Origin of the sequence: Streptomyces virginiae (genome assembly GCF_040638905.1) — a bacterium.
In the GTDB taxonomy this organism is placed as follows: Bacteria; Actinomycetota; Actinomycetes; order Streptomycetales; family Streptomycetaceae; genus Streptomyces; species Streptomyces virginiae_B.
In genome coordinates this window covers 166,151-187,482 of the sequence record NZ_JBEZYV010000009.1, presented here as the reverse complement: position 1 = coordinate 187,482, position 21,332 = coordinate 166,151, and the positions used below count along the sequence as shown (strand labels likewise).

The 21,332-nt window shown below is 72.3% G+C and carries 23 protein-coding genes and 1 tRNA gene; 11 read left to right on the top strand and 13 right to left on the bottom strand.

Annotation, left to right across the window (positions count from 1 at the left end; translation table 11 throughout):
- The first annotated feature begins 17 nt into the window (after positions 1-17).
- From AB0F82_RS15680 to AB0F82_RS15670, 3 genes are read left to right on the top strand one after another with little or no spacing between them, the layout of a single operon-like run.
- A complete protein-coding gene (locus tag AB0F82_RS15680; protein ID WP_362627696.1) occupies positions 18-2,522 on the top strand; it encodes a phosphoribosyltransferase in 2,505 nt (834 codons plus the stop codon).
- Complete coding sequence (locus AB0F82_RS15675) at positions 2,519-3,349, top strand: HAD family hydrolase (protein WP_356810341.1); 831 nt, start codon at positions 2,519-2,521, stop codon at positions 3,347-3,349. The genes AB0F82_RS15680 and AB0F82_RS15675 overlap by 4 nt, the downstream gene beginning before the upstream one ends.
- Positions 3,346-4,005, top strand: coding sequence for an O-methyltransferase (locus AB0F82_RS15670; protein ID WP_356810340.1), 660 nt, complete (start codon positions 3,346-3,348; stop codon positions 4,003-4,005). Before AB0F82_RS15675 ends, AB0F82_RS15670 begins: the two co-directional genes overlap by 4 nt.
- A 75-nt stretch (positions 4,006-4,080) precedes the next feature.
- Here the strand turns inward: AB0F82_RS15670 and AB0F82_RS15665 are convergent, their stop codons facing one another.
- The 3 genes from AB0F82_RS15665 to AB0F82_RS15655 form a co-directional block, all read right to left on the bottom strand.
- Positions 4,081-4,305, bottom strand: a complete 225-nt coding sequence (locus tag AB0F82_RS15665; RefSeq protein ID WP_356810339.1) for an FmdB family zinc ribbon protein — start codon at positions 4,303-4,305, stop codon at positions 4,081-4,083.
- Positions 4,306-4,346: 41 nt separating this feature from the next.
- A complete protein-coding gene (locus AB0F82_RS15660; protein ID WP_362627527.1) occupies positions 4,347-5,081 on the bottom strand; it encodes a DUF4383 domain-containing protein in 735 nt (244 codons plus the stop codon).
- A 361-nt stretch (positions 5,082-5,442) separates the two neighbouring features.
- Entirely contained in the window at positions 5,443-6,726 is a 1,284-nt protein-coding gene (locus AB0F82_RS15655; RefSeq protein ID WP_356810337.1) for a hypothetical protein, read from the bottom strand.
- Positions 6,727-6,791: 65 nt separating this feature from the next.
- Here AB0F82_RS15655 and AB0F82_RS15650 point away from each other — a divergent pair.
- A tRNA-Val gene (locus AB0F82_RS15650) sits at positions 6,792-6,866 on the top strand.
- A 335-nt stretch (positions 6,867-7,201) separates the two neighbouring features.
- Positions 7,202-7,825, top strand: a complete 624-nt coding sequence (locus AB0F82_RS15645) for a hypothetical protein (RefSeq protein WP_362627524.1) — start codon at positions 7,202-7,204, stop codon at positions 7,823-7,825.
- A gap of 46 nt (positions 7,826-7,871) precedes the next feature.
- Here the strand turns inward: AB0F82_RS15645 and AB0F82_RS15640 are convergent, their stop codons facing one another.
- The gene (locus AB0F82_RS15640; protein ID WP_362627521.1) at positions 7,872-8,537 is read right to left on the bottom strand and encodes a DUF4389 domain-containing protein; all 666 of its coding nucleotides are present in this window, start codon (positions 8,535-8,537) and stop codon (positions 7,872-7,874) included.
- Between the two features lie 183 nt (positions 8,538-8,720).
- Complete coding sequence (locus tag AB0F82_RS38680; protein ID WP_099895366.1) at positions 8,721-8,795, bottom strand: 50S ribosomal protein bL37; 75 nt, start codon at positions 8,793-8,795, stop codon at positions 8,721-8,723.
- A 115-nt stretch (positions 8,796-8,910) separates the two neighbouring features.
- Between AB0F82_RS38680 and AB0F82_RS15635 the strand changes: the two genes are divergently transcribed.
- Both AB0F82_RS15635 and AB0F82_RS15630 read left to right on the top strand, forming a co-directional pair.
- A complete protein-coding gene (locus AB0F82_RS15635) occupies positions 8,911-9,570 on the top strand; it encodes a TRADD-N-associated membrane domain-containing protein (protein ID WP_362627518.1) in 660 nt (219 codons plus the stop codon).
- 16 nt (positions 9,571-9,586) lie between these two features.
- Complete coding sequence (locus AB0F82_RS15630) at positions 9,587-9,811, top strand: DUF2277 domain-containing protein (protein WP_362627515.1); 225 nt, start codon at positions 9,587-9,589, stop codon at positions 9,809-9,811.
- A 10-nt stretch (positions 9,812-9,821) separates the two neighbouring features.
- Here the strand turns inward: AB0F82_RS15630 and AB0F82_RS15625 are convergent, their stop codons facing one another.
- From AB0F82_RS15625 to AB0F82_RS15610, 4 genes are all read right to left on the bottom strand, one after another.
- Entirely contained in the window at positions 9,822-10,355 is a 534-nt protein-coding gene (locus AB0F82_RS15625; RefSeq protein WP_362627513.1) for a hypothetical protein, read from the bottom strand.
- 185 nt (positions 10,356-10,540) lie between these two features.
- Positions 10,541-11,185, bottom strand: coding sequence for a DedA family protein (locus tag AB0F82_RS15620; protein ID WP_362627511.1), 645 nt, complete (start codon positions 11,183-11,185; stop codon positions 10,541-10,543).
- 222 nt (positions 11,186-11,407) lie between these two features.
- Positions 11,408-13,066, bottom strand: a complete 1,659-nt coding sequence (locus tag AB0F82_RS15615; RefSeq protein ID WP_362627508.1) for an alkaline phosphatase D family protein — start codon at positions 13,064-13,066, stop codon at positions 11,408-11,410.
- A gap of 130 nt (positions 13,067-13,196) precedes the next feature.
- Entirely contained in the window at positions 13,197-13,841 is a 645-nt protein-coding gene (locus tag AB0F82_RS15610; protein ID WP_356810403.1) for an HNH endonuclease family protein, read from the bottom strand.
- A gap of 540 nt (positions 13,842-14,381) precedes the next feature.
- Here AB0F82_RS15610 and AB0F82_RS15605 point away from each other — a divergent pair.
- The gene (locus AB0F82_RS15605; RefSeq protein WP_356810314.1) at positions 14,382-14,963 is read left to right on the top strand and encodes a TMEM165/GDT1 family protein; all 582 of its coding nucleotides are present in this window, start codon (positions 14,382-14,384) and stop codon (positions 14,961-14,963) included.
- A 196-nt stretch (positions 14,964-15,159) separates the two neighbouring features.
- Positions 15,160-15,681 carry a DinB family protein gene (locus tag AB0F82_RS15600; RefSeq protein ID WP_362627693.1) on the top strand — a complete coding sequence of 174 codons (522 nt, stop codon included), beginning with the start codon at positions 15,160-15,162 and terminating at the stop codon, positions 15,679-15,681.
- Positions 15,682-15,714: 33 nt separating this feature from the next.
- Here the strand turns inward: AB0F82_RS15600 and AB0F82_RS15595 are convergent, their stop codons facing one another.
- Entirely contained in the window at positions 15,715-16,419 is a 705-nt protein-coding gene (locus AB0F82_RS15595; protein WP_362627505.1) for an HAD-IA family hydrolase, read from the bottom strand.
- 182 nt (positions 16,420-16,601) lie between these two features.
- The gene (locus AB0F82_RS15590) at positions 16,602-17,258 is read right to left on the bottom strand and encodes a peptidoglycan-binding domain-containing protein (RefSeq protein ID WP_362627502.1); all 657 of its coding nucleotides are present in this window, start codon (positions 17,256-17,258) and stop codon (positions 16,602-16,604) included.
- Between the two features lie 449 nt (positions 17,259-17,707).
- Between AB0F82_RS15590 and AB0F82_RS15585 the strand changes: the two genes are divergently transcribed.
- Entirely contained in the window at positions 17,708-19,777 is a 2,070-nt protein-coding gene (locus tag AB0F82_RS15585) for an MFS transporter (protein ID WP_362627499.1), read from the top strand.
- Between the two features lie 22 nt (positions 19,778-19,799).
- Here AB0F82_RS15585 and AB0F82_RS15580 read toward each other — a convergent pair whose 3' ends face one another.
- A complete protein-coding gene (locus tag AB0F82_RS15580) occupies positions 19,800-20,324 on the bottom strand; it encodes a GNAT family N-acetyltransferase (protein ID WP_356810310.1) in 525 nt (174 codons plus the stop codon).
- A 105-nt stretch (positions 20,325-20,429) separates the two neighbouring features.
- Between AB0F82_RS15580 and AB0F82_RS15575 the strand changes: the two genes are divergently transcribed.
- On the top strand, positions 20,430-20,825 hold the full coding sequence (locus tag AB0F82_RS15575) for a nuclear transport factor 2 family protein (RefSeq protein ID WP_362627495.1): 396 nt from the start codon (positions 20,430-20,432) through the stop codon (positions 20,823-20,825).
- Between the two features lie 102 nt (positions 20,826-20,927).
- Here the strand turns inward: AB0F82_RS15575 and AB0F82_RS15570 are convergent, their stop codons facing one another.
- Entirely contained in the window at positions 20,928-21,269 is a 342-nt protein-coding gene (locus AB0F82_RS15570) for an antibiotic biosynthesis monooxygenase family protein (protein WP_362627492.1), read from the bottom strand.
- Positions 21,270-21,332 lie beyond the last annotated feature (63 nt).

Sequence of the window (21,332 nt, the reverse complement as noted above, 5' to 3'; positions counted from 1 at the left end):
CGAGGAAGGACAAGACGATCGACGAGGTGTGGTCGGGTACGTGGGTCGCTGGCCGGCTGGGAGTCGGCCTGCACGACTCCGAAAGGGGCCCGCGGCTGAGCCCGCGGCTGACGGAGCTGCTCGGGCTGGCCCTGCGGCGCAACCCCAAGCGAGCGCACCTGCTCGTCTCGCAGGTGCTGGGCAAGCACGTCCCGCAGTCCCCGCGCACGGTGTACGCCGCCGGGTACGGCCTCGGGACGCGCGTCCGGGCGCTGCTCGGCGAGGACGGCGCGGCCGCGGCCGTGGTCCTCGGCTACGCCGAGACCGCCACCGGGCTGGGGCACTGCGTCGCCGACGGCCTCGCCGCCGCCCCCTACCTGCACTCCACCCGCCGGCCCGTGCCCGGCGTGGCGACGGCCGGCGGCTTCGAGGAGGCGCACTCGCACGCCACCTCCCACCTGCTGCTGCCCGAGAACCCCGAGCTGCTCGCGGGCGACGGGCCGCTGGTCCTCGTCGACGACGAGTTCTCCACCGGCAACACGGTCCTGAACACCATCCGCGACCTGCACTCCCGCCACCCCCGCTCGCACTACGTGGTCGTCGCCCTCGTCGACATGCGCTCCGCGGCCGACCGCGACCGGCTCACGGCCTTCGCCGCCGAGCTGGGCGCGCGGGTGGACCTGATCGCCCTCGCCTCGGGCACGGTGTCCCTCCCGGACGGAGTCCTGGCCAAGGGCCAGGCCCTGGTGGAGGAGTACGAGACCGCCACCGCCGCTCCCGTCACCGCCCCCGCCCCGGCGGCGCAGGTGCCGTCGCCCGTCGTCCGGGTCGACCTGGACTGGCCGCACCGGCTGCCCGACGGCGGCCGACACGGCTTCACCCCCGCGCACCGGCAGCGCCTGGAAGCCGCCCTGCCGGACCTCGCCGCGCAGCTCACGGCCGCGCTCGGCACCGAGCCCGGACGGGTCCTCGTGCTAGGCAACGAGGAGCTGATGTACGCGCCGCTGCGCCTCGCGAAGGCGCTGGAGGAGGCCGGCGCGGCCCGCGAGGTCCGCTTCTCCACCACCACCCGCTCCCCGGTGCTCGCCGTGGACGATCCCGGCTACGCCATCCGCACCCGGCTCGTCTTCCCCGCACACGACACCCCCGCCGACGGTCCCGGCGACCGCTACGCCTACAACGTCGCCCGCCCGTCCGGCGGCGCCGGCTTCGACACCGTCGTCGCCGTCGTGGACTCGGCCGGCGACACCCCCGAGCTGTACACGGGACTCCTCGCGGCCCTCGCCCCGCACACCGGCCGCATCGTGCTGGCCGTCCTCCCGTCCTACACACCGCCCCTGGCGTCCCTCGCCTCCCTGGCGTCCATACCTTCCCGCACGCCCGACCACCGGCAGGAGCCGATCATGACCGAGCCCCTGCGCGGCCCCGCCTTCTCCTCCTACGCCCCCGAGGACGTCGGCTGGCTGCTCCAGGACCTCTCCGGCGTCCGGCTCGAAGCCCCGACCGAGGAGCGCGAGGAGGCCATCCAGGCCGGCGGCGCGCACTACGCCGAGTCCCTGCCCGTCGAGTACCAGCCCTCGCCCCAGTACCAGGAGCTCTACCGCAGCGCGCTGGCCGCCTCGGCCGCCCGCGTGGCCCGCGCCGTCGGCACGGTCACCGAGACCGTCCTCGCCGAGCGCTCCCCCTCCCCGGTCCTGGTCTCCCTGGCCCGCGCCGGCACCCCCGTCGGCGTCCTGATGCGCCGCTGGGCCCGCGCCCGCCACGGCCTGGACCTGCCGCACTACGCCGTCTCCATCGTGCGCGGCCGCGGCATCGACGCCAACGCCCTGCGCTGGCTGGCCGCCCACCACGATCCCGCCGACGTCGTCTTCGTCGACGGCTGGACCGGCAAGGGCGCCATCACCCGCGAGCTGAAGGCCGCCCTGGAGGAGTTCCCGGGCTTCGACCCGGAGATCGTCGTCCTCGCCGACCCCGGCTCGTGCGTGCCCACGTACGGCACCCGGGAGGACTTCCTGATCCCGTCCGCCTGTCTCAATTCCACCGTCTCCGGTCTCATCTCGCGTACGGTTCTCAGGTCCGACCTGGTCGGACCCGCCGACTTCCACGGCGCGAAGTTCTACCGCGAGCTCGCCGGATCCGACGTCTCCGTCGAATTCGTCGACGCCGTCGCCGCCCACTTCGACGACGTGGCGGACGCCGTCGACGAGGAGGTCAAGGAGCTCCTCGCGGCCGACCGCACGCCGACCTGGGAGGGCTGGGCGGCGGTCGAGCGGATCAGCGAGGAGTACGGCATCCACGACGTGAACCTCGTCAAGCCCGGCGTCGGCGAGACCACCCGCGTACTGCTGCGCCGGGTGCCGTGGAAGATCCTGGCGCAGCGCGGCGCCGGGGCCGACCTGGACCACGTACGGCTGCTCGCCGAGCAGCGCGGGGTCCCGGTGGAGGAGGTCGACGGACTGCCCTACACCTGTGTCGGCCTCATCCACCCCCGATACACGCGCGGCGCCACCGGCGCCGACGGAAAGGCTGTGGCCTCCAAGTGACCGTCCTCGTAGCCAGTGACCTCGACCGCACGCTCATCTACTCGGCGGCCGCCCTCGGCCTGACCATGCCCGACCCGGTGGCCCCGCGGCTGCTGTGCGTCGAGGTCCACGAGAGCAAGCCGCTGTCCTACATGACGGAGACGGCCGCGGCCCTGCTGGCGGAGCTCACCGAGGACCCGTCCGTCGTCTTCGTCCCCACCACCACCCGCACGCGCAAGCAGTACCAGCGCATCCGCTTCCCCGGCCGCCCCGCCCGGTACGCGATCTGCGCCAACGGCGGGCAGCTCCTCGTCGACGGCGTGCCGGACCGCGACTGGCGGCGGCAGGTCGCGGCGCGCCTGGCCGAGGAGTGCGCCCCGCTGGAGGAGGTCCACGCGCACCTGCTGGCCGCCGCCGACCCGGCGTGGCTGCGCAAGGCGCGGCTCGCCGAGGACCTCTTCGCCTATCTCGTCGTCGAACGGGCCCTGGTCCCCGACGAATGGCTCAAGTCCCTGACCGAGTGGGCCGGGGCCCGCGGCTGGACGGTCTCCCTCCAGGGCCGGAAGATCTACGCCGTTCCCCGTCCGCTCACCAAGAGCGCGGCGATGCACGAGGTCGCCCGCCGGACCGGAGCGACCACGACCCTGGCCGCCGGCGACTCGCTCCTCGACGCCGACCTGCTGCTGGCCGCGGACGCCGCCTGGCGCCCGGGTCACGGCGAACTGGCCGACGCGGCCTGGACGGCGCCCTCGGTGACGGCCCTGCCCGCGGCGGGCGTCCTGGCCGGCGAGGAAATAGTGCGCGCATTCGCCCGCGAGGCCGGGCGGCTCGGCAGACTGGACGCATGAGCAAAGGCAACAGCACGAAGATCACGGACGAGCTGTACCGGTACATGCTCGACCACAACCCCCCGCTGGACGCCGTCCAGCGGGGGCTGGTGGCGAGGACGTACGCCACGTTCCCCGACGTCGCCGGAATGCAGTCCGCGGAGGAGCAGGGGCCGCTGCTGGCCTTCCTCGTCCGCCTGACCGGCGCCCGGCTCATCGTCGAGGTGGGCACCTTCACCGGCTTCTCGGCCCTGTCGATGGCCCAGGCACTGCCCGCCGACGGCCGCCTCATCGCCTGCGACGTCTCCGAGGAGTGGACGGCGTACGGCAGGGAGGCCTGGGAGGAGGCCGGCGTCGCGGACCGCATCGAGCTGCGCATCGCGCCGGCCCTGGAGACCCTGCGCGCGATGCCCGCCGAGCCCCACATCGACATGGCCTACGTGGACGCCGACAAGGAGAGCCAGATCGACTACTGGGAGGAGCTCGTACCGAGGCTGCGCACCGGCGGACTGATCGTCACCGACAACACGCTGTACCACGGCACGGTCCTCGACGAGTCGGCCACCGGCTCGGCGGCGGGCGTGCGCGCCTTCAACGACCACGTCGCGGCGGACCCGCGCATGGACTCCGTCCTGCTGGCGATCTCGGACGGCCTGACGCTCTCGCGCAAGCGGTAGCGGCAGCCCCAGCAGAGGCGGCGGGATGGCGCGGGGTGTCGGCGTCCGGGCTTTCAGGCCGGCCCGGGCCGGCGGTCAGCCGCAGCCGCCGCCACCGCAGCAGCCCCCGCCGCCTCCGCCGCCCATGGGACGGGCGGGCGCGGGGGCGCTGCTCGACCCGCCCACGGCGACGGCGGACAGCAGCTTGACGGTGTCGGCGTGCCCGGCCGGGCAGTCGGCGGGAGCGGAGGACTCGGCCATGGGGCGGCTGACCTCAAAGGTGTCGTCGCAGGTCCGGCAGCGGAATTCGTAACGAGGCATGCGCACAGGCTAAGCGCGCCCGCCGCCCGTCCGCTACGGCTCTAGACGGTGTCGGGCCGCACGAGCCGTCCGCGCGCGGCGCGTGCCCGGTCCTCCCGGGCCGCCTGCTCGGGGTGGCGGGCCCGCCAGTACGGATTGTCGTGCGGCAGCGCGCTGCCCACCCGCCCGTACATCCCGAACCACATCAGCATCACGCCGACGACGAAGCTGAACAGCACGTTCTGGATCTTGAAGGCCAGGAAGTTCAGCTCCGTGTCGAGCAGGGCGAGGTTCACGAACCCGCTCGCGATGAACAGCACGCCCAGCACGATGTTCAGCGTCGAGGCGAAGGTCCCGCCCACCACCATCCCGACGATCAGGAGGCCGCCGATGCAGATCGACAGGACGCTCAGCGCGCCGTTGGTGTTCAGCGCCAGCACCGTGTCGCCGCCCGTGTCGAAGAACCCGATCCGGTCGACGAGGCCCAGGATCCCGAACACCACCAGCAGCAGGCCGGTCAGCCCCGCCCCGACCCGGTACACCTGGCTGAGCTTGTGATCTGCGGGCAGATGCTCGTCGAGCCGGGCATTGACGGGATGCAGGGCGCGCTGCACGCGCCGCCCGATGGGGTGCGGGTCCGGGGGCACGCTCGTCTCGTACGGCTCGTGGGCCACGTAGGGCGCGTAATGCTCGTGGGGCTCGGTGCACCCGTACGACGCATGAGGCACGTACGGCGCGCGGGACGCGGGTGGGGGCGTCTGGGACGCACGCGGCCTGTGGAAGGTGTGGGCAGCCATGGAGGCCTCCTCTGCTCCGTCCCGTACCCCCAGCATCCGCCGCAGGCCGTCCCGCGACAACCAGTACGAAGAACGCCCCTGGATCGTCTCCTTCCGCCTCACAGGCGGAGGAGCCGGTGGACGTACTCGGCAGCCCCGACACTGCGGCGGGGCGCGGTACCTTGCCACGCGGACCCGGCAACAGCCGAAAGAGACGGCCCAAGGGCTGTCCCGTCATCCCCGGCGGGCGCACGACGGCAGCTGCGGCACCTCGCCGCCTCGTCGGAACGCCCGGCTACTGCCGGTATCACGCTCCTCCGCCTTGCGACGCACCGCGTCCGACGCCGTGCGCCGATCCACCGGGGAATCACGGGGACAGCCCTCAGCCGTGGCCGCGCTCCTCCCGGATCCCGCTCACCACCCGGTTCACGGAAGCCCTTACGGCCTCCATCTCCTGCAGGAACGCCCAGTAGTCCGGGTGCCGCCCCTCCAGCCCCTCCAGCGCCCGGCCCACCCGCGCCACCGCATCGTCCAGCGGCCGCGCGTGCCGCGGATCGGGCACGCTGCGGCCCGCCATCGCCAGCCGCTGCGCGTCGCGGATCGCGAAGCGGGTCCGGTCGACCTCCGCCCGCGGGTCCCGCGCCACCGCCTCCAGCCGCGACAGCCGGTCCTGCGCCGCCGACACCGCCTCGTCCGTCGCGTCCAGCGCCCCGCGGACCGCGTCGATCAGCGTCCCCACGTCCGCCCAGCGCTGCTCGTCACGGGCCACGCCCGCCTCCCGCAGCCGCTCCTCGGCCCGCGACACGTCCCGCACCGCCTCGTCCGGCACGTGCTGGAGGTCCTGCCAGCACGCCGCGCTGAACCGCCGCCGCAGCTCGCTCAGCACCGGATCCACCCGGTCCGCCCGGTTGCGCAACGCCTGCGCCCGCGTCCGCAGGCTCACCAGCCGCCGGTCGATCTCCGCCGCCCGCTCGGGCAGCCGCGCCGCCTCGGCGCGTATGGCCTCCGCGTCGCGCAGGATCCGGTCGGCGCGCTGGACCGTCTCCTGCACCCCGTGCAGGGCCGCGCCCTGGTTCAGCTTGGTCAGCTCCGGCCCCAGCGCCGCCAGCCGCGCCGCCAGGTCGTCGGCCCGCATCCCCTTGGCCCGTACGGCGTCCAGTGCGTCACTGGCTCCGATCAGCGCGGCCCTGGCCCGCTCCCGGGCCGGCGCGACCCGCGCGAGCTGCGTCTCGGCCTTGTCCAGCAACGGCTGCAGGCCCTGCGCGAACCGCTCCAGCTCCCCCTTGACCCGCAGCAGTTCATCGCGGGCGCGGGTCAGCTCGTCCCGCGCGCGCGTGGCCACCGAGGCCTCCAACTCCGCCCGGTCCAGATCGTGCGCGTCGACCGCCTCGATGTAGACGTGGCTGACCTGGTCGATGCGCTGCCCGAGCGCGGCGAACCCCTCGGTCGCCTGCCGCGCGGCAGGCGACCCGTCGGCGGCGGCGATCGTCTCGATCGAGATCCGCAGGTCCCGCTGCGCCGTGTCCAGCTCGTAGAACGCGGCCGCGGCGGCATCCTTGGCCGCCTGCGCATCCGCCCGCCGACTCTCGTCCCGCCCACCGAACCACCGCCGGGATGCCGTCGTCACAGTCCCTCTCCCGTACGTGTCCGCCATGCCCCGGTCCATTCTCTCCCACGGGAACCGGTTTGCGTGGGGGGTGTGCCCGGCATGTAGGCTGTCCACTCATCCACGGGTGCGTAGCTCAGGGGTAGAGCGCTGCTCTTACAAAGCAGATGTCGGCGGTTCGAAACCGTCCGCGCCCACCAGCGAAAAGGCCCCCCGCCGATCACGGCGGGGGGCCTTTTGCGTCCGACGCCGAGGCGGTCAGCAGCCTTGGGGGGCAGATGCCAGGGGCGTGCGACCCTCGCATCTTGATTTGCGGCACCATGACGGGCATGGATTTTGAGGGGATAGGGGCGGTGTCTGCGGCCGTCGTGGCGGGCGTGGCGATTCCGGCGAGCATGCTGGTGGGCCGATGGCAGATGAGGGCCGCCCTGCGTACGGCGGAAGCCACCGGTGAGGCGGGGCTGGCGCAGGCCGAGTCTGCGTATCGTTCGGCGTTGGATGCGGTTCGCGCCCAGGCGAATGCTGCTCACCTGCAGTGGCGTCGAGGATTCAACGGGACGCCTACGCCTCTTTCCTCCTTGCGGCGAACCGCGTGCAGGAGCTGGGCGAGCGATTCGTCGGGGACAACGAGGCGGACCTGTCGCCGGAGACCGTCAGAGCCGGGGAGGCCGAGATGGACGACGCCCTCGTGAGCCTCAAGGCGGCTCAAACAGTCCTTGAGCTGGAAGGCCCTGACGACGTGGCCGCCCCTGCCGCAGGAATGACGGACGCCGCCCAAGTGATGGGGTATCACCTGGGGAAGCAGGCTGTCTACGAGCGAGCGTTGGGCAGGCTCGGCCGAATGCTGGATGACCAGTCACCCGGTGTAAGTGCTGCTGCCGAGAGGCTCATGGACGCGCTCGCCGGCCTCCGCTCCAATGGCCCCTCGGAGCAGGACGTGCCGACGGGGCGGAACACTCGGTCCTGTAGTGACGCACGGGACGCGCTTCCACCGGGCACCCTGGACGACGGCGAGTTCAGAGCCCTGCTGGAGGGGTTCACATCCCGTCCCCCGGCCCTCAGCAGCTCGTACCTCGATGCCGTTCAGCGCTTCCGTGAGAACGAAGAGCGCTTCGTGCGTGCCGCCAAGATCGTGCTGCACGCTCCACCCGGTTCGTAGGGGCCAGGCTCACTCTTACGCCTGGCCCCAGGGGGTGTTGCGCCGATCAGGCCGGGCTCGCGGGGTCGGGGCCGCCCAAGTCCAGGCGGAACGGAGGGTACTTGTCGGTCATCAGGGAGGCGTAGGCGAGTACGCGCAGCGTCCAGCGGACCAGGCCCATGAGGAGGTCGAACAGGCCCCGTGGGTAGCGCCCGGTGAAGGCCAGGATCAGCACGGCGACGAGGGAGAGCAGGCCGATGAGGCCGGAGAACGGGCTGTAGTCCTCCATGTACCGGTACGCGCTCCAGCCGCTGGTGATCAGCATGCCGACCACCAGCAATTGCGGGATGACCAGGAGCCACTTGACCAGGACCAGCCGGCGGGAAAGGCGGACCGGATATTCCACGTCCACGCGGACCGGGTATTCCGGAACGTCCTTGAGGGTGAACGGCGGGTATTTGTCGGTGGCGAGCACCATGGAGCAGTAGTACTGGACGCGGGTGCTCCAGCGTATAACGCCGACGCTGAAATCGAAGAGGGGCCGCGGGTACCGGCCGGTGACGAGGATGCAGAAGAACGCGACCACGCTCACCAGCAGGAAACCGACCTGCAGGAAGAGCAGCACGATGTAGTGCGGGATGGCGAAGATCCACTTGACCAGCCACATCCATCGGGTGAGCAGGGGATCCGGCGTCGCCTCGACGCGCAGGGGGTAGGCGGGAATGGAAAGCACGGCTGTCACATCATTTCTTGCTCGCGGGGACGGTTGTTGCTTCTCCGCCATTAGGCCCCGCGGTACAGATGTGCGTCATGCCACTGGAACGCGTGGCAGGGGAATCCGTGACTTGACGAGTGCGCATTCCGCTGAGACGCGAAGACCCCCGGCCCGGAGGGGGTCGGGGGTCTTTCGGACGGCTCAGGCGTTGGGGCGCTTGCCGTGGTTGGCCTTCTTCTTCTTGCGGGCCCGCTTCTTGTTGCCTCGCTTGGCCATGGTGACAGTCTCCCTACTCTCGGTGACCTTCATGACGCCGCCAGTCTAGGCGCGGGCCGGGACGTCCGCATCAGGGCCTCTTGGCCGGTGCGGCAGGGCGTGGGATCGTCGGGAGATGGGCGAGTGGCTCGCATGGGGTGCGGTGGGCGGGGCGGTGGTCGTGGCCGTGCTGGTACTGGCGATGACGGAGCGCTCCCTGGGGGCGGGCTTCGAGCGGAAACGGGACGAGGAGCGAGCCCGACTGCTCGCCCACCTCGCCGAAGCGCCCGGCCCCGAGGCAGGGCCGCCGACCGCCGTGCCGGGGTCCCGGAAGTTCGAGGACGTCGGGGGCGGCCGACGTCCGCACGCGCAGCTCGGTGACCGACGGGACGACTTCACCCCGATCCTCGTGGAGTACTACGCCTACGGGCTCACGCAGGCGCGCAGCAGCTTCGGGACGAGCCAGCGGTTCGCCGGCGCCGGCGCGGCGATCCTGCTCGTCGGCATCGGGCTCGCCGTCCGGAAGGCCGAAACCGGCGGGGAGCTGTACCTCGGCATCGTCACCAGCGCGACGGGCCTGGTCACGACCCTGATCGGGCAGCTCTTCCACCGGCGGGCCGACATCGCACTGCGGCACATGGCCGACCAGACCGCCGCGCTTCGCGACGACCGCCGGGCCGCCGAGACGACCCAGCAGGCCATCGGGCTGCTGGAGACGGTCGACGACCCGGAGCTGCGGGCCCGCCTCCAGGCCGGATTGATCATGAAGCTTTCCGGGGCCGAGCTGCCCCGGTAAGCGGGATAGTGGAGACATGTGCCGATCGATTAAGACCCTGCGCCCGCCCGCCATCCCCGAGAAGGCGACCGAGGAGGAGATCCGGGCCGCCGCCCTGCAGTACGTACGGAAGGTGTCCGGGTTCCGGGTGCCCGCCGCACACAACCGCGAGGTGTTCGACGAGGCGGTGGACGCCATCGCCGAGGCCACCGCGGCCCTGCTCGACGGCGTGCACGTACGGGGGCAGGCCGCCTCGGTGTGACCCGGGGGCGCTACCCGGCGGCGGCGCGCCGGCGCAGCACCCACACGCCGCCGATCAGGGCGCCCACGGCGAGGGTGCCGCCGATGGCGATCTGGGCCGTGCTCATCGAGCCGACGCTGCCGCCCGTCCCGCCCCGCGCCGCGCCGGAGGCGACCTGGAGGGAGGCGGTGACGCGCTCGCCGCCCGGACCGCCGCACTCGAAGAGGACCCGGTGCGTGCCGGGGCCGGCGTTGTTGAAGACGGTGGCGCTGCCGAAGAGGTTGGTGGCCTCGAGGTTTCCGGGGGCCAGCCGTACTTCGCTGAACGCCGTCGACGTGACCCTGGCGACCTTGGTCCCGCATCCCTCGACGTTCAGGGCGACCCGGCCGCCCGGGGCGACCGTGGTGGGGGAGACGGTGGCGGAGGGGGCGGCGTAGGCGAGCGTGACGGGTGTGGCGGCGGCGACGATGAGGGCGGCGGCCGCGGCGGTCATCAGACGGCGCGGAGCGGCGGACCGCGAACGGGGCGCGGTGGCCGGCGGCTGGGCGAGCGGCGTGGCGGGCATGGAGAGAACTCCTCGGCTCCTCGAAACGGTGCGGCCAGGCCACGGATGTGACGCGGATTCGGTTGCGCACCGTCCTCTGGACGCTAGGAGCCCATCGCGGAAGCGGCGATCGGGGCCGGGTGAACGGGTGAGCCAATGCTCCACCCGGGGGAGCCCGCCGGCCCGGAAGCCGGCCCGGAAGCGGCCTACGCCGACGGGGTCGCGGCCACAGCCGAGGGCGGCCGGCGCACCAGGAACGCCGCGAGGGCACCCGCGGCGAAGAGCGCGACGATGGACACGGCCGTGCCGAGCCACTGCGTACCCAGCCACTGGGTGCCGAAGTAGCCCAGCGCCACGCTGTACCCGGCCCATGCCATGCCCGCCAGGACCGACCAGGGCAGGAACTCCGCCACCTTGCGCTGGGTCTTGCCCGCGCCCAGGGACACCACCGAGCGCCCCGCCGGGGCGAAGCGGGCGATCACCACCAAGGCGCCGCCACCGCGCGCGAGGGCCGTACCCAGGCGCTCCTGGGCACGCGTCAGCCGACGCGAGCGGGCGATGGCCCGGTCCAGCCGGGCCCCGCCGTGCCGGGCCACCCGGAACGCGGCCATGTCACCCAGCACCGACGCCGTCGTCGCGATCACGAGCAGCAGCAGGATGTCCGGCACCTGCTCGGGCCCAGGTACCGGCACCGGGGCGGCCGTCCCGGCCGCAGCCGCCGCTGCCGCCGCGGCGGTGATCACCAGAACCCCGCTCGGCAATACCGGAAGGAAGACGTCGAGCACGATGGACGCCGCCACCAGGGCGTAGATCCATGGGCTCGCGGTCAGCGACCCCAAAGTCTCAAACAAAGCGGGACTCCCCAGTCCGGTTGACGTGCTGCGGCATGAAGCGCCGCGACGTCGCGGGGGAGCGGCAGGGGCGGCTGACAGCCATACAGCGTACGCCCGGCACTCCTGCCCCGGGAGTCCGGGGCGGACCGTGCACCACAGCAGTGTCCACTCCACCGCCCCCCCGCCCGGCCCCGCCGTCCGACCCCGACCAGGCCCCGTCATCCGGCCGGAGTCATTCCCCTACTCGGCCGCCGTGAGCTCCCGGTCCAGCACCGGCACCAGACGGGCCCCCTCCCGCTTCTTGCGCGCCTGGTCCAGCCGCAGCCGAGCCGTCCGCCCGGACAACGCCAGCGTCATCAGCTGGTTCCCGAACCAGGGACCACCCGTACGACGCCAGTTCAGCGGCGGCCGACCCGTCCGCCCGTGCAGGGAGAAGCCGCGCCCCAGCCACCGGCCCGTCCGCGACCAGCCCAGCCGAAAGCCCCACTTCACCACGGTGTGAATGGAATTGTGAACCGGCGAGCAGGTCAGTTGAAACACCCGCGCCGTGCTCGGTATTCGGGGCTCGGCCACATACGCGTGGTGCACGTCCCCCGACAGGACGCACACCGTCGCAGGCGCCCGAGGCCCCGTCCCGACCTCCTCGACCAGATCCGTCAGCGCGGCGAACGACGCAGGGAACGCCGCCCAGTGCTCCAGATCGCTGCGCCGCCGCAGGTCCTCACCGATCCGGGCCCACCGCGGCCCGCGCTCCCCGCGGCACAGCGCCGCGTTCCACGTCTCCGCATCGTGGATCAGCGGCGGCATCAGCCAGGGCAGCGAGGACCCGATCAGCAGATGGTCATAACCCCCGTGCCCGGCGAGGGCGTTCTCGCGCAGCCACTGCTGCTCCGCCGGATCGAGCATCGCGCGCCCGTCCTCGGCCAGCACCCGCCCGGCGCGGGTGTCCACCATCAGCAGCCGCGTCCGCCCGAAGTCGCGCCGGTAGCTCCACCGCACCGACGCCGGATCGGCGTCCGCCGCGGACGCGAAGGCCCGCAGCGCGTCCGTGCCGTCGGGATCCGCACGGACCGCCCCGTACAGCCCGTCGGCCTCCAGCTCGGCGGGCGAGAGATTGCCCAGGTGCTGGTACACCCAGTACGACATCAGACCGCTGAGCACCCGCTCGCGCCACCACGGGGTCGCCCGCATCTCCGCGAGCCACGCCGCGCTCGTGTTCCAGTCGTCGATGACGTCGTGGTCGTCGAATATGTGCAGGCTCGGCACCGTCGACAGCAGCCAGCGGATCTCCGGGTCGAGCCACGACTCGTAATAGAGCCGGGTGTACTCCTCGTAGTCCGCGACCTGGGCGCCGGGCGCCTCCCGCAGATCCCGGCGGGCGGCGAGCCACTGCCGGGTCTCCCGCGACAGGGCATCGGCGTACACCTGGTCTCCGAGCAGGAGCAGGAGGTCCGGGCGCTCCGACTCCGGGTCCGCGGCCAGCCGCGCCGCGAGGGTGTCGAGCGCGTCCGGGCCGTGCGGCCCGCGCCTGCCGGCGGGCGGGGCGGCCTGACGGCAGGAACCGAAGGTGATGCGCAGCCCGGACGCGGGCCGGCCCGGTCCCGCCACGACCGGAGTGGTGACCGTGCTCGGCGGGAAGCCGCTTTTGGGCAGCGGCCACACCTGCCGTCCGTCGAGCAGCACCTCATAGGCCGTCGTGGCGCCCGGGGTCAGGCCGGTCACCTGCACCAGCGCGTAGTGGTGTCCGGCTATCTGGAAGGTCCGCGCGCTGCCGCCGGCCCCGTCCGCGCACCGCACTTCGGCCGTGCACGGGCGGTCGGCCTCGACCCATATGGTGGCCGCTCCGCCCGTTTCCCAGTCGACGTGGCGCAGCAGCGGCCCCAGACGCAATCCGGCCATGCAACTCCCCCTCCTCCGTAGCCCCTTGGATCACGGTACGACGGAGAGGGGGAGCGACGCCTCCCCCTGGCGGGGGAGAGATCGACGGGCAGGGCCGGCAGTGGGCGGACGGCGGACGAAAAGTGGTCCGTCAGCAGCCGTTCAGGACGTTCACCAGGGCGGTCTTCTCGCCCGAGTCCATGCTCAGACCCCAGTACTGCTTCACGTCGACCCACATCCGCGCGTACGTACAGCGGTAGGCGGTCCGCGGCGGCAGCCACTTGCCGGGGTCGAGGTCACCCTTGGCCTGGTTGACGTTGTCGGTGACCGCGATGAGCTGGGGGCGGGTGCGGTCGTTGGCGAACTGCTGGCGCTTGGACGTGGTCCAGGAGGAGGCGCCGGAACGCCAGGCCTCGGCGAGCGGGACGACGTGGTCGATGTCGAGGTCGCTGGCGACCGTCCACGTGGCCCCGTCGTACTCCGAGTACCAGCTTCCGCTCACCGCGGCGCAGGCGGAGTCCTGGACGACGTTCACGCCGTCCCGCTTCAGCACGGTCTCGCGGGTGTTGCAGGAGCCGGAGACGGTGCTCCAGTGCGGGAAGAGGTCGCGGCTGTACCCGCTGGTGGATCCTTCCGTCTTCGGCGTGACCGTCGCCAGGTACGCGCGGGCGGCCGAGGCGCTGATGGGGGTGGGCGGGGCGGCCGCGGCGGTGGGGGCGTTGACGAGGGAGGTGAGCGCGGCCAGCGCAGCTGCTGACGCGAGCACGCCAATTCGACGCGCGTAGACGGTGGGTATGAGTGCCATGAGGGGCTCCCTGGGTGCGGGGGGTGCGGCCGTGTCGCCCCGGCGGGGCGTGGCCATGCTGGCGCCGCCGGGTTGCGAGGGGGTGGGCGCCAGATGACAGCGTGGCGACATGGGCACGTCACATCAAGCCACGCAAGGGCCCAGATTTAAATAGAAGTTGAGATTCCGCCATGGCCGGGCGGCTCGAACGGCGCTGGGGGGCGGCCGAGGCCGGGGCAGGCCGGGACACGGCGGGACCAAAGGCCCATTCCGGCCCGCCACCGGCGTCGCGTACCCTGTTCGGAGCAGAAGGGGAGTAGCTCTTCGCCGGAACGTCGACATACTGCTGGGTCACCCAGCCGGCGCCCGGAGGCAGACCGCCCACAGCGGTCGGCCAGCGAGACCTTCGGCCGCAGTGTCCTGTCCCGGCGTGGGCGCGTTCCGTACGCGCACGCGCATGCCAGGGCGCCGCCGAGCCGAAGCGACCCCTGACACACCCCAGGTCTCTCGGTACCGGTGGCGCCCTGCCCGACCGATTGAGGTTCCACCCCCGTGTTCAGCTTCAGCATCACGGCGATCGCCTTCGGCGTCGTCTTCCTTGCCGAACTCCCCGACAAGACGGCCCTCGCCGGCCTGATGCTCGGCACGCGCTACCGCGCCTCCTACGTCTTCGCGGGGGTCGCCGCCGCCTTCGCCGTGCACGTCGCGCTCGCCATCGCCGCGGGCAGCGTGCTCACCCTGCTCCCGCACCGCCTCGTCCAGGCCGTCGTCGGCGTCCTCTTCCTCCTGGGCGCGGCCATGCTGCTCCTGAAGAAGGACGACGGGGACGAGGAGGTCAAGCCGCCCGCCGACCAGTCCTTCTGGAAGGTCTCGGGGGCCGGCTTCATGCTGATCCTGGTCGCGGAGTTCGGCGACCTGACCCAGATCATGACCGCGAACCTGGCGGCACGGTACGACGACCCCGTCTCCGTCGGCATCGGCGCCGTGCTGGCCCTGTGGGCGGTCGCGGGCATCGGCATCCTGGGCGGCCGCACGCTGATGAAGTACGTACCGCTGCGGCTGATCACCAAGGTCGCGGCAGCCGTGATGGCGGCGCTGGCCGTGTTCTCGCTGTACGAGGCCGTCGCGGGCTGACATCCCGGGGTGCGGTGCGGGTGTGCGGGTGCCGGTACAGGTGCCGGCCGGTGCCGGTGGCGGAAACTCCGTTGCGGACGGCGGGGCCGGGGGGCACGCTCGGCGCGTGATCGACTCGACCTCCCCCACCGGCCCCGGCCCGGCCTCCGGCCCTGGCTCCGGGCCCGCCCCGGACCGCCGTTTCGGCTGGTCCAACATGTTCGTCCACCCCGACGAGGACACGCGTGCCGACGGAGGGTTCCGGGGTGAGCGGGACGTACTCGCCGGCTACCTGCGCGACCAGCGGATCACGCTGGAGCTCAAGTGCGCGGGCCTCGACGCGGAAGCCCTGGCCAGGCGCTCGGTGGAACCCTCCGACCTGTCCCTGCTGGGTCTCGTACGCCACCTCGCGGGCGTCGAACAGTATTGGTTCCGGCAGGTCATGGCGGGCCAGGACGTACGCCGGCACTACCGCTCGCAGGAGGAACCGGCCGGGGAGTTCACCGGCGCGGTGGCCGACCCGGCGCTGGTGGCGGACGCGTGGGCGACCTGGCGGACCGAGGTCGCCTTCGCGGAACGGCTCGTCGCGCAGGCTCCCGGCATGGACGTCACGGGCGGTTGCGGCGGCGAGCCGATGGAGCTCCGCGAGGTGCTGGTCCACATGATCGAGGAGTACGCCCGCCACAACGGCCACGCGGATCTCTTGCGGGAGCGCATCGACGGGCGCGTGGGACAGTAGGTCTGCGTCGGCGTGCCCCTTCGGGGCGTGCCGCTACCGTGCGGGCGCGTCCTGGGGCTCAGGCCGCACCGTGATGCGGATCGAGCCGTCGGGGTCGGTCGTGACGGCGAGGGATGTCAGGTCCGGGACGTGCACCGTCGGGCCGTGCTCGGCGGCGCGGGGGCCCACGCCGATCACGCGCATGCCCGCCGCCCGGCCGGCGGCGATGCCCGCGGCCGAGTCCTCGAAGACGATGCAGTCGGCCGGGTCCACGCCCAGGGCGGCGGCACCCGTGAGGAAGCCCTCGGGGTCCGGCTTGCTGGCGCCTACGGACTCGGCCGTGACCCGTACCTCGGGCATCGGCAGCGCGGCGGCCGTCATCCGGGCGGCGGCGAGGGCGGCGTCGGCGGACGTGACCAGGGCGTGCGGCAGCCCGTCGATCGCGGCCATGAAGGCAGGGGCGCCGACGACGGGGACCACGCCGTCGGTGTCGGCCGTCTCACGCGCGAGCATCTCCGCGTTCTCGGCGAGGTTGACCTCCATGGGGCGGTCCGGCAGCAGGACGGCCATGGTGGCGTAGCCCTGGCGGCCGTGGACCACCTTCAGGGCCTCCTGCGGGTCCAGCCCGTGGGAGACCGCCCAGTCGCGCCAGCAGCGTTCGACCACCGCGTCGGAATTGACGATCGTGCCGTCCATGTCGAGGAGCAGGGCCTTGGCGGTGAGGACTGCGGGTGCGGTGGTGGTGGTGCTGGCCGGCATCGACGGGCTCCAGACGGGCGGGAAAAGAGAACAAGTGGTTCCGTCCACCGGTCAGGGAGTGAGGACGGAACCACTTTGTTCCATCACGATACAAAACTCGGGGCGGTCTGCGCCACTCGCGGGCGTGTGACCCCTGTCGCCCTGTTCCGGCCCCTGGCCTGCTCGCCCCCGCCGCCCGCGGCCTACCCCTCCAGTGCCTTGCGGGTGATGGGCCCGTACACGCCCCACTCCTGCGCGTCGATCCCGTGGTCGTACTGGAACTCCGACAGGGCTTCCTCGACCCTCCAGTCGAACTTTCCGTGGAACCTGCCCCGGTACAGCCCCTGCGCCGCCAGCAGCCGCTGGAGCTTCTCCACCTCCGGACCGGAATCCCCGTAGCGGAGGACCGGTGCCTGCGCGGGCGGGCTGGAGGAGCGGCTCGCGCTCGGCGAAGCACTCGGCGACGGGGGCCCGGAGGACGCGGAACGGGACGCGCTCGGCGAGGCGGACGGCGACGCCGATTTCGAGGCGGTCGGCGACTTGGACGCCAACGGGGACGCGCTGCTCGCGCTCGGGCTGCCGGACGGCGCGAGCGGAGCGGCGCTCACGGCGGGCGCCGAGGCCTTCGCGTCCAGCAGGGCCGTATCGCCGTCCGTGGAAGCGGGCAGCACCCACACCGCCACGGCCGTGCCGCTGAGGGCCACCGTCGCCGCGGCTCCGATCAGCAGCGCCAGCGGCCGGCGGCGGGAAGCGGAGCCGGACCGCTCCTCCGGGCCCCCGCCCCCACCCCACTCCCCTTGTTCTCCGCCGTGGACCGGGCCCGACGCGAGGTCCGCCGCTGGCACCGTGCGGAGCTGCATCGTCTCCGCCGGGTGCGGCGTGTGCGCCGGGCCCGCCTGCCGAGGGCCGTCCTGCCACGGCCCGGCCGCAGGCGCCACGGGTAGCCCGTATGCCGGAGTGTCGTCCTCCGCCTCCGTCGCCGGGTGCGGCGCAGGTATCGGCGGGGGAGTCACCACAGCGGACACGGGTTGCGGGGACGGCTGCTCGGCCCCGGCGGGAAGCTCGCCGGGGTCGGACAACGTCACGTACGGACGGATGCGCAAAGGGTTGAACCCCACACCCGGCGCACACCCGCAGGCGGCGCCGGCAGCGTCGCAATTTGGACAGTGCTCACCGTTCACTGGGACTCCCTCCCTGGCTTATTGCCTGCGATTATGCAGACCCGCCGCGGCCCTCCCAACCGCCCGAGAGGCCATAACCGGACACACCGCTCAGGATGGAGATGTTGATCCGGCCGGAGGAGGAATCGATGGCTCAGGACGCGACCAAGGGTGCCGTGGACCCCCTTCCCGGCCCGCAGAAGACCGGCCCCGCCGGCGAGCACAGCGCCCGCGAGGTGCTCGTCCCCATCGGCGCACTGCTCCTGGGCCTGCTGATCGCAGCACTCGACCAGACCATCGTCTCCACCGCCCTGCCGACCATCGTCAGCGACCTCGGCGGTATGGCCCACCTGTCCTGGGTGGTCACCGCCTACATGCTCGCCGCCACCGCCGCCACCCCCCTGTGGGGCAAGCTCGGCGACCAGTACGGCCGCAAGAAGCTCTTCCAGTACGCCATCGTCCTCTTCCTGATCGGGTCGGCCCTGTGCGGACTGGCCCAGGACATGCCCCAGCTCATCGGTTTCCGAGCCCTGCAGGGCCTGGGCGGCGGCGGGCTGATCGTGCTGTCGATGGCGATCGTCGGCGACCTCGTCCCGCCCCGCGAACGCGGCAGGTACCAGGGCCTCTTCGGCGGTGTCTTCGGCGCGACCAGCGTGCTGGGCCCCCTGCTGGGCGGCGTGTTCGTCGACAACCTCTCCTGGCGCTGGGTCTTCTACATCAACCTCCCCATCGGTCTCGTCGCCCTCGTCGTCATCGCCGCCGCGCTGCACATACCGGCACGCCCCTCGAAGCACACCATCGACTACCTCGGCACCTTCCTCATCGCGTGCGTCGCCACCTGCCTCGTGCTCGTCGCCTCCCTCGGCGCCACCTGGGGCTGGGGCTCGGCCCGGATCATCGGCGTCGCCGTCCTCGGCGTCGTGTTCCTCGCCGCCTTCCTCCTCGTCGAGCGCAAGGCCGCTGAACCCGTCCTGCCGCTGGGCCTTTTCCGCATCCGCACCTTCACCCTCTGCTCGGCGATCAGTTTCGTCGTCGGCTTCGCGATGTTCGGTGCGATGGTCTACCTGCCGACCTTCCTCCAGATCGTCCAGGGCGTCTCACCGACCATGTCCGGCGTCCACATGCTGCCGATGGTCATCGGCATGCTGATCTCCTCCACCGCCTCCGGCCAGATCGTCAGCCGGACCGGCCGCTGGAAGATCTTCCCGATCACCGGAACCGCCGTCACCGCCATCGGCCTGCTCCTCCTCCATCAGCTGCACCGCACCAGCTCCACCTGGGAGATGAGCCTCTACTTCTTCGTCTTCGGCGCCGGGCTCGGCCTGGTCATGCAGGTCCTCGTCCTCGTCGTGCAGAACGCCGTCAGCTACGCCGACCTCGGCGTCGCCACCTCCGGTGCCACCTTCTTCCGCTCCATCGGAGCCTCCTTCGGCGTCGCGATCTTCGGCACGGTCTTCACCAACCAGCTCGACGACAAACTGGCCACCTCCCTGGCCGGCGTCACCCTGCCCGCCGACGCCGGCATCCCCCAGCTGGAGGCGGACCCCCGGGCCATCGGCGCCCTCCCCGCCGATCTCCGCCCGCGCGTCCTCGACGCCTATGCCACCGCCATCACCGACGTCTTCCTCTACGCCGTCCCCGTCGTCCTGCTCGCCTTCCTGCTCGCCTGCTTCCTGAAGGAGGACAAGCTCCGTGCCTCCGTCACCGCACCCGACGCGACCGAGACCCTGGCCTCCAACCCCGTCCACCGCTCCTCCCACGACGAGGTCGCCCGGGCGCTGACCGTCCTCGGCACCCGCGAAGGCCGACGCCACGTCTACGAGAAGATCACCGAGAAGGCCGGCTACGACCTGCTGCCCGCCTCCAGTTGGCTGCTGCTGCGGATCAACAAATACGGCTCCGCGGAACCCGCACTGCTGGCCGAGCGCGTCAACGTGCCGCTGAAGGTCATCACGGACGCCGCCCGCCAGATCGAGGAGCGCGGACTCGCCGTCCGGGAGGGCCTTCCGCTGGTCCTGACCGAGCGGGGCAGCGAGGCCGCCGCGAAGCTCAGCGACGCCCGGCAGGAGTCCCTCGCCGAACTGCTCGGCGACTGGTGGGGCCCCGACCGGCCGACCGACCTCGTCAAACTGGTCGCGGAGATCAACACAGAGCTGTGCGGATCCGACGCCGAGGAGCCCTACGACGCCGAGCCCCGGCGCGACCACGCCGCCCGCTAGGCGGTGTCTCGACGGTCGGTCCTCAGACCAGGCGCTTCTCGAACCAGTGCTCCGCATACGGGCCGGAGTTGTACGCGGGTATCTCCGCATAGCCGTGACGCGCATACAACGCGCGGGCCTCCACGAGGTCCGACCGGGTGTCCAGCCGGATCCGCTCGGCGCCCAGCGCACGGCTCTGCGCCTCCAGGGCGCCGAGCAAGGCCGCCCCGCCGCCGGTGCCGCGGGCGCGCCGGTCGACGTACACCCTGGTGAGCTCGGCGGTCACCGCGTCGAGCAGGCGGATGCCGCCGCACGCCAGTGCCTCGCCGTCCAGGCGGCCGACGACGAACTGGCCCGTCGGCGGTTCCAGCCCGTCGTCAGGGAAGTCCAGCAGCCCCTGGTCGATCTCGGCCTCGGTGACCTCGCGTTTCCAGTACCGGCCGGCGACCTCGGCGTAGTAGGCGCGGCGCAGCCGGGTGGCATCGCTCGTGCTGAACGGTTCGGGGGACACGGCCCAGGCGGGTGAGGGGGTGCGCTGTTCGCTGTGAGTGTCGCTGTGAGTGGTCATGGCGTCATTGTGGAGTTCGCGCGCGATGTCCCGCGTGGAATATCCACATGGGCGGGCCGATGATAGGAAAAACGGCGCTTACTGACCCGGAGGGTGTGAAACGCCATGGCAGAGCATCCGGACTGTGCCCTGATCCGCCGCGGCTACGAGGCCTTCGGCAACGGCGACATGGACGCGCTGGCCGCGCTCATGACCGCCGACGTCATCCACCACGTGCCCGGCAACAACCCCATGTCCGGACACCACAAGGGCCGGGAGCAGGTCCTCGACTTCTACCGCCGCCTCGGCGAGGAGACGAAGGGCACCTTCCAGGTGCACCTGGAATCGGTGCTCGCGGACGGCCGCGGGCACGTGATGAGCTTCCACACGGCGCGCGGTGACCGCGGCGACCGCGGCATCGAGATCCGCGAAGGACTCTTCTTCACGATCGTCGGCCACAAGATCACCGACATCGACCAGTGCACCGCGGACATCGACGAGGAAGACGCCTTCTGGAGCTGACCGGCCCCGATCCCGCGGCCCGTGCCGACCCCGACGACCGTCCGTACCCCCGGGCCCCCGTACGCCCGCCCGCCCGCCCGGGGTCCTGGCAGCGCCTGAGCGTCAGGCCTTCTTCGGCGCCGCCTGCTGCACGACCTCGAACGACCACACCGTCGAAGCCGAGGCCGCCGGCTTCGGCCGCTCCGCGCCCGCCGGCCCGCCTTCGCCGTCGCCACCCTGGTGAGCGGCCTTCATCGGCCCCTCCATCCACGCCTGGAAGTCCTCCTCCGACCGCCACCGCGTGTAGACGAGGTACTGGTCGGTGCCCTCCACGGGGCGCAGCAGCTCGAACCACTCGAAGCCGTCCGAGCTCTCCACCGCCCCGGCGCGCGAGGCGAAGCGCCGCTCCAGGACCTCCCGCTGCTCGGCGGGAACCGTCAGTGCGTTGATCTTCACGATGCTCATGGGAGCCATCCTAGGGACCCTTCGGGGGATATCGTCGTGCGGGTAACGGAGCGCGGCAGCCAG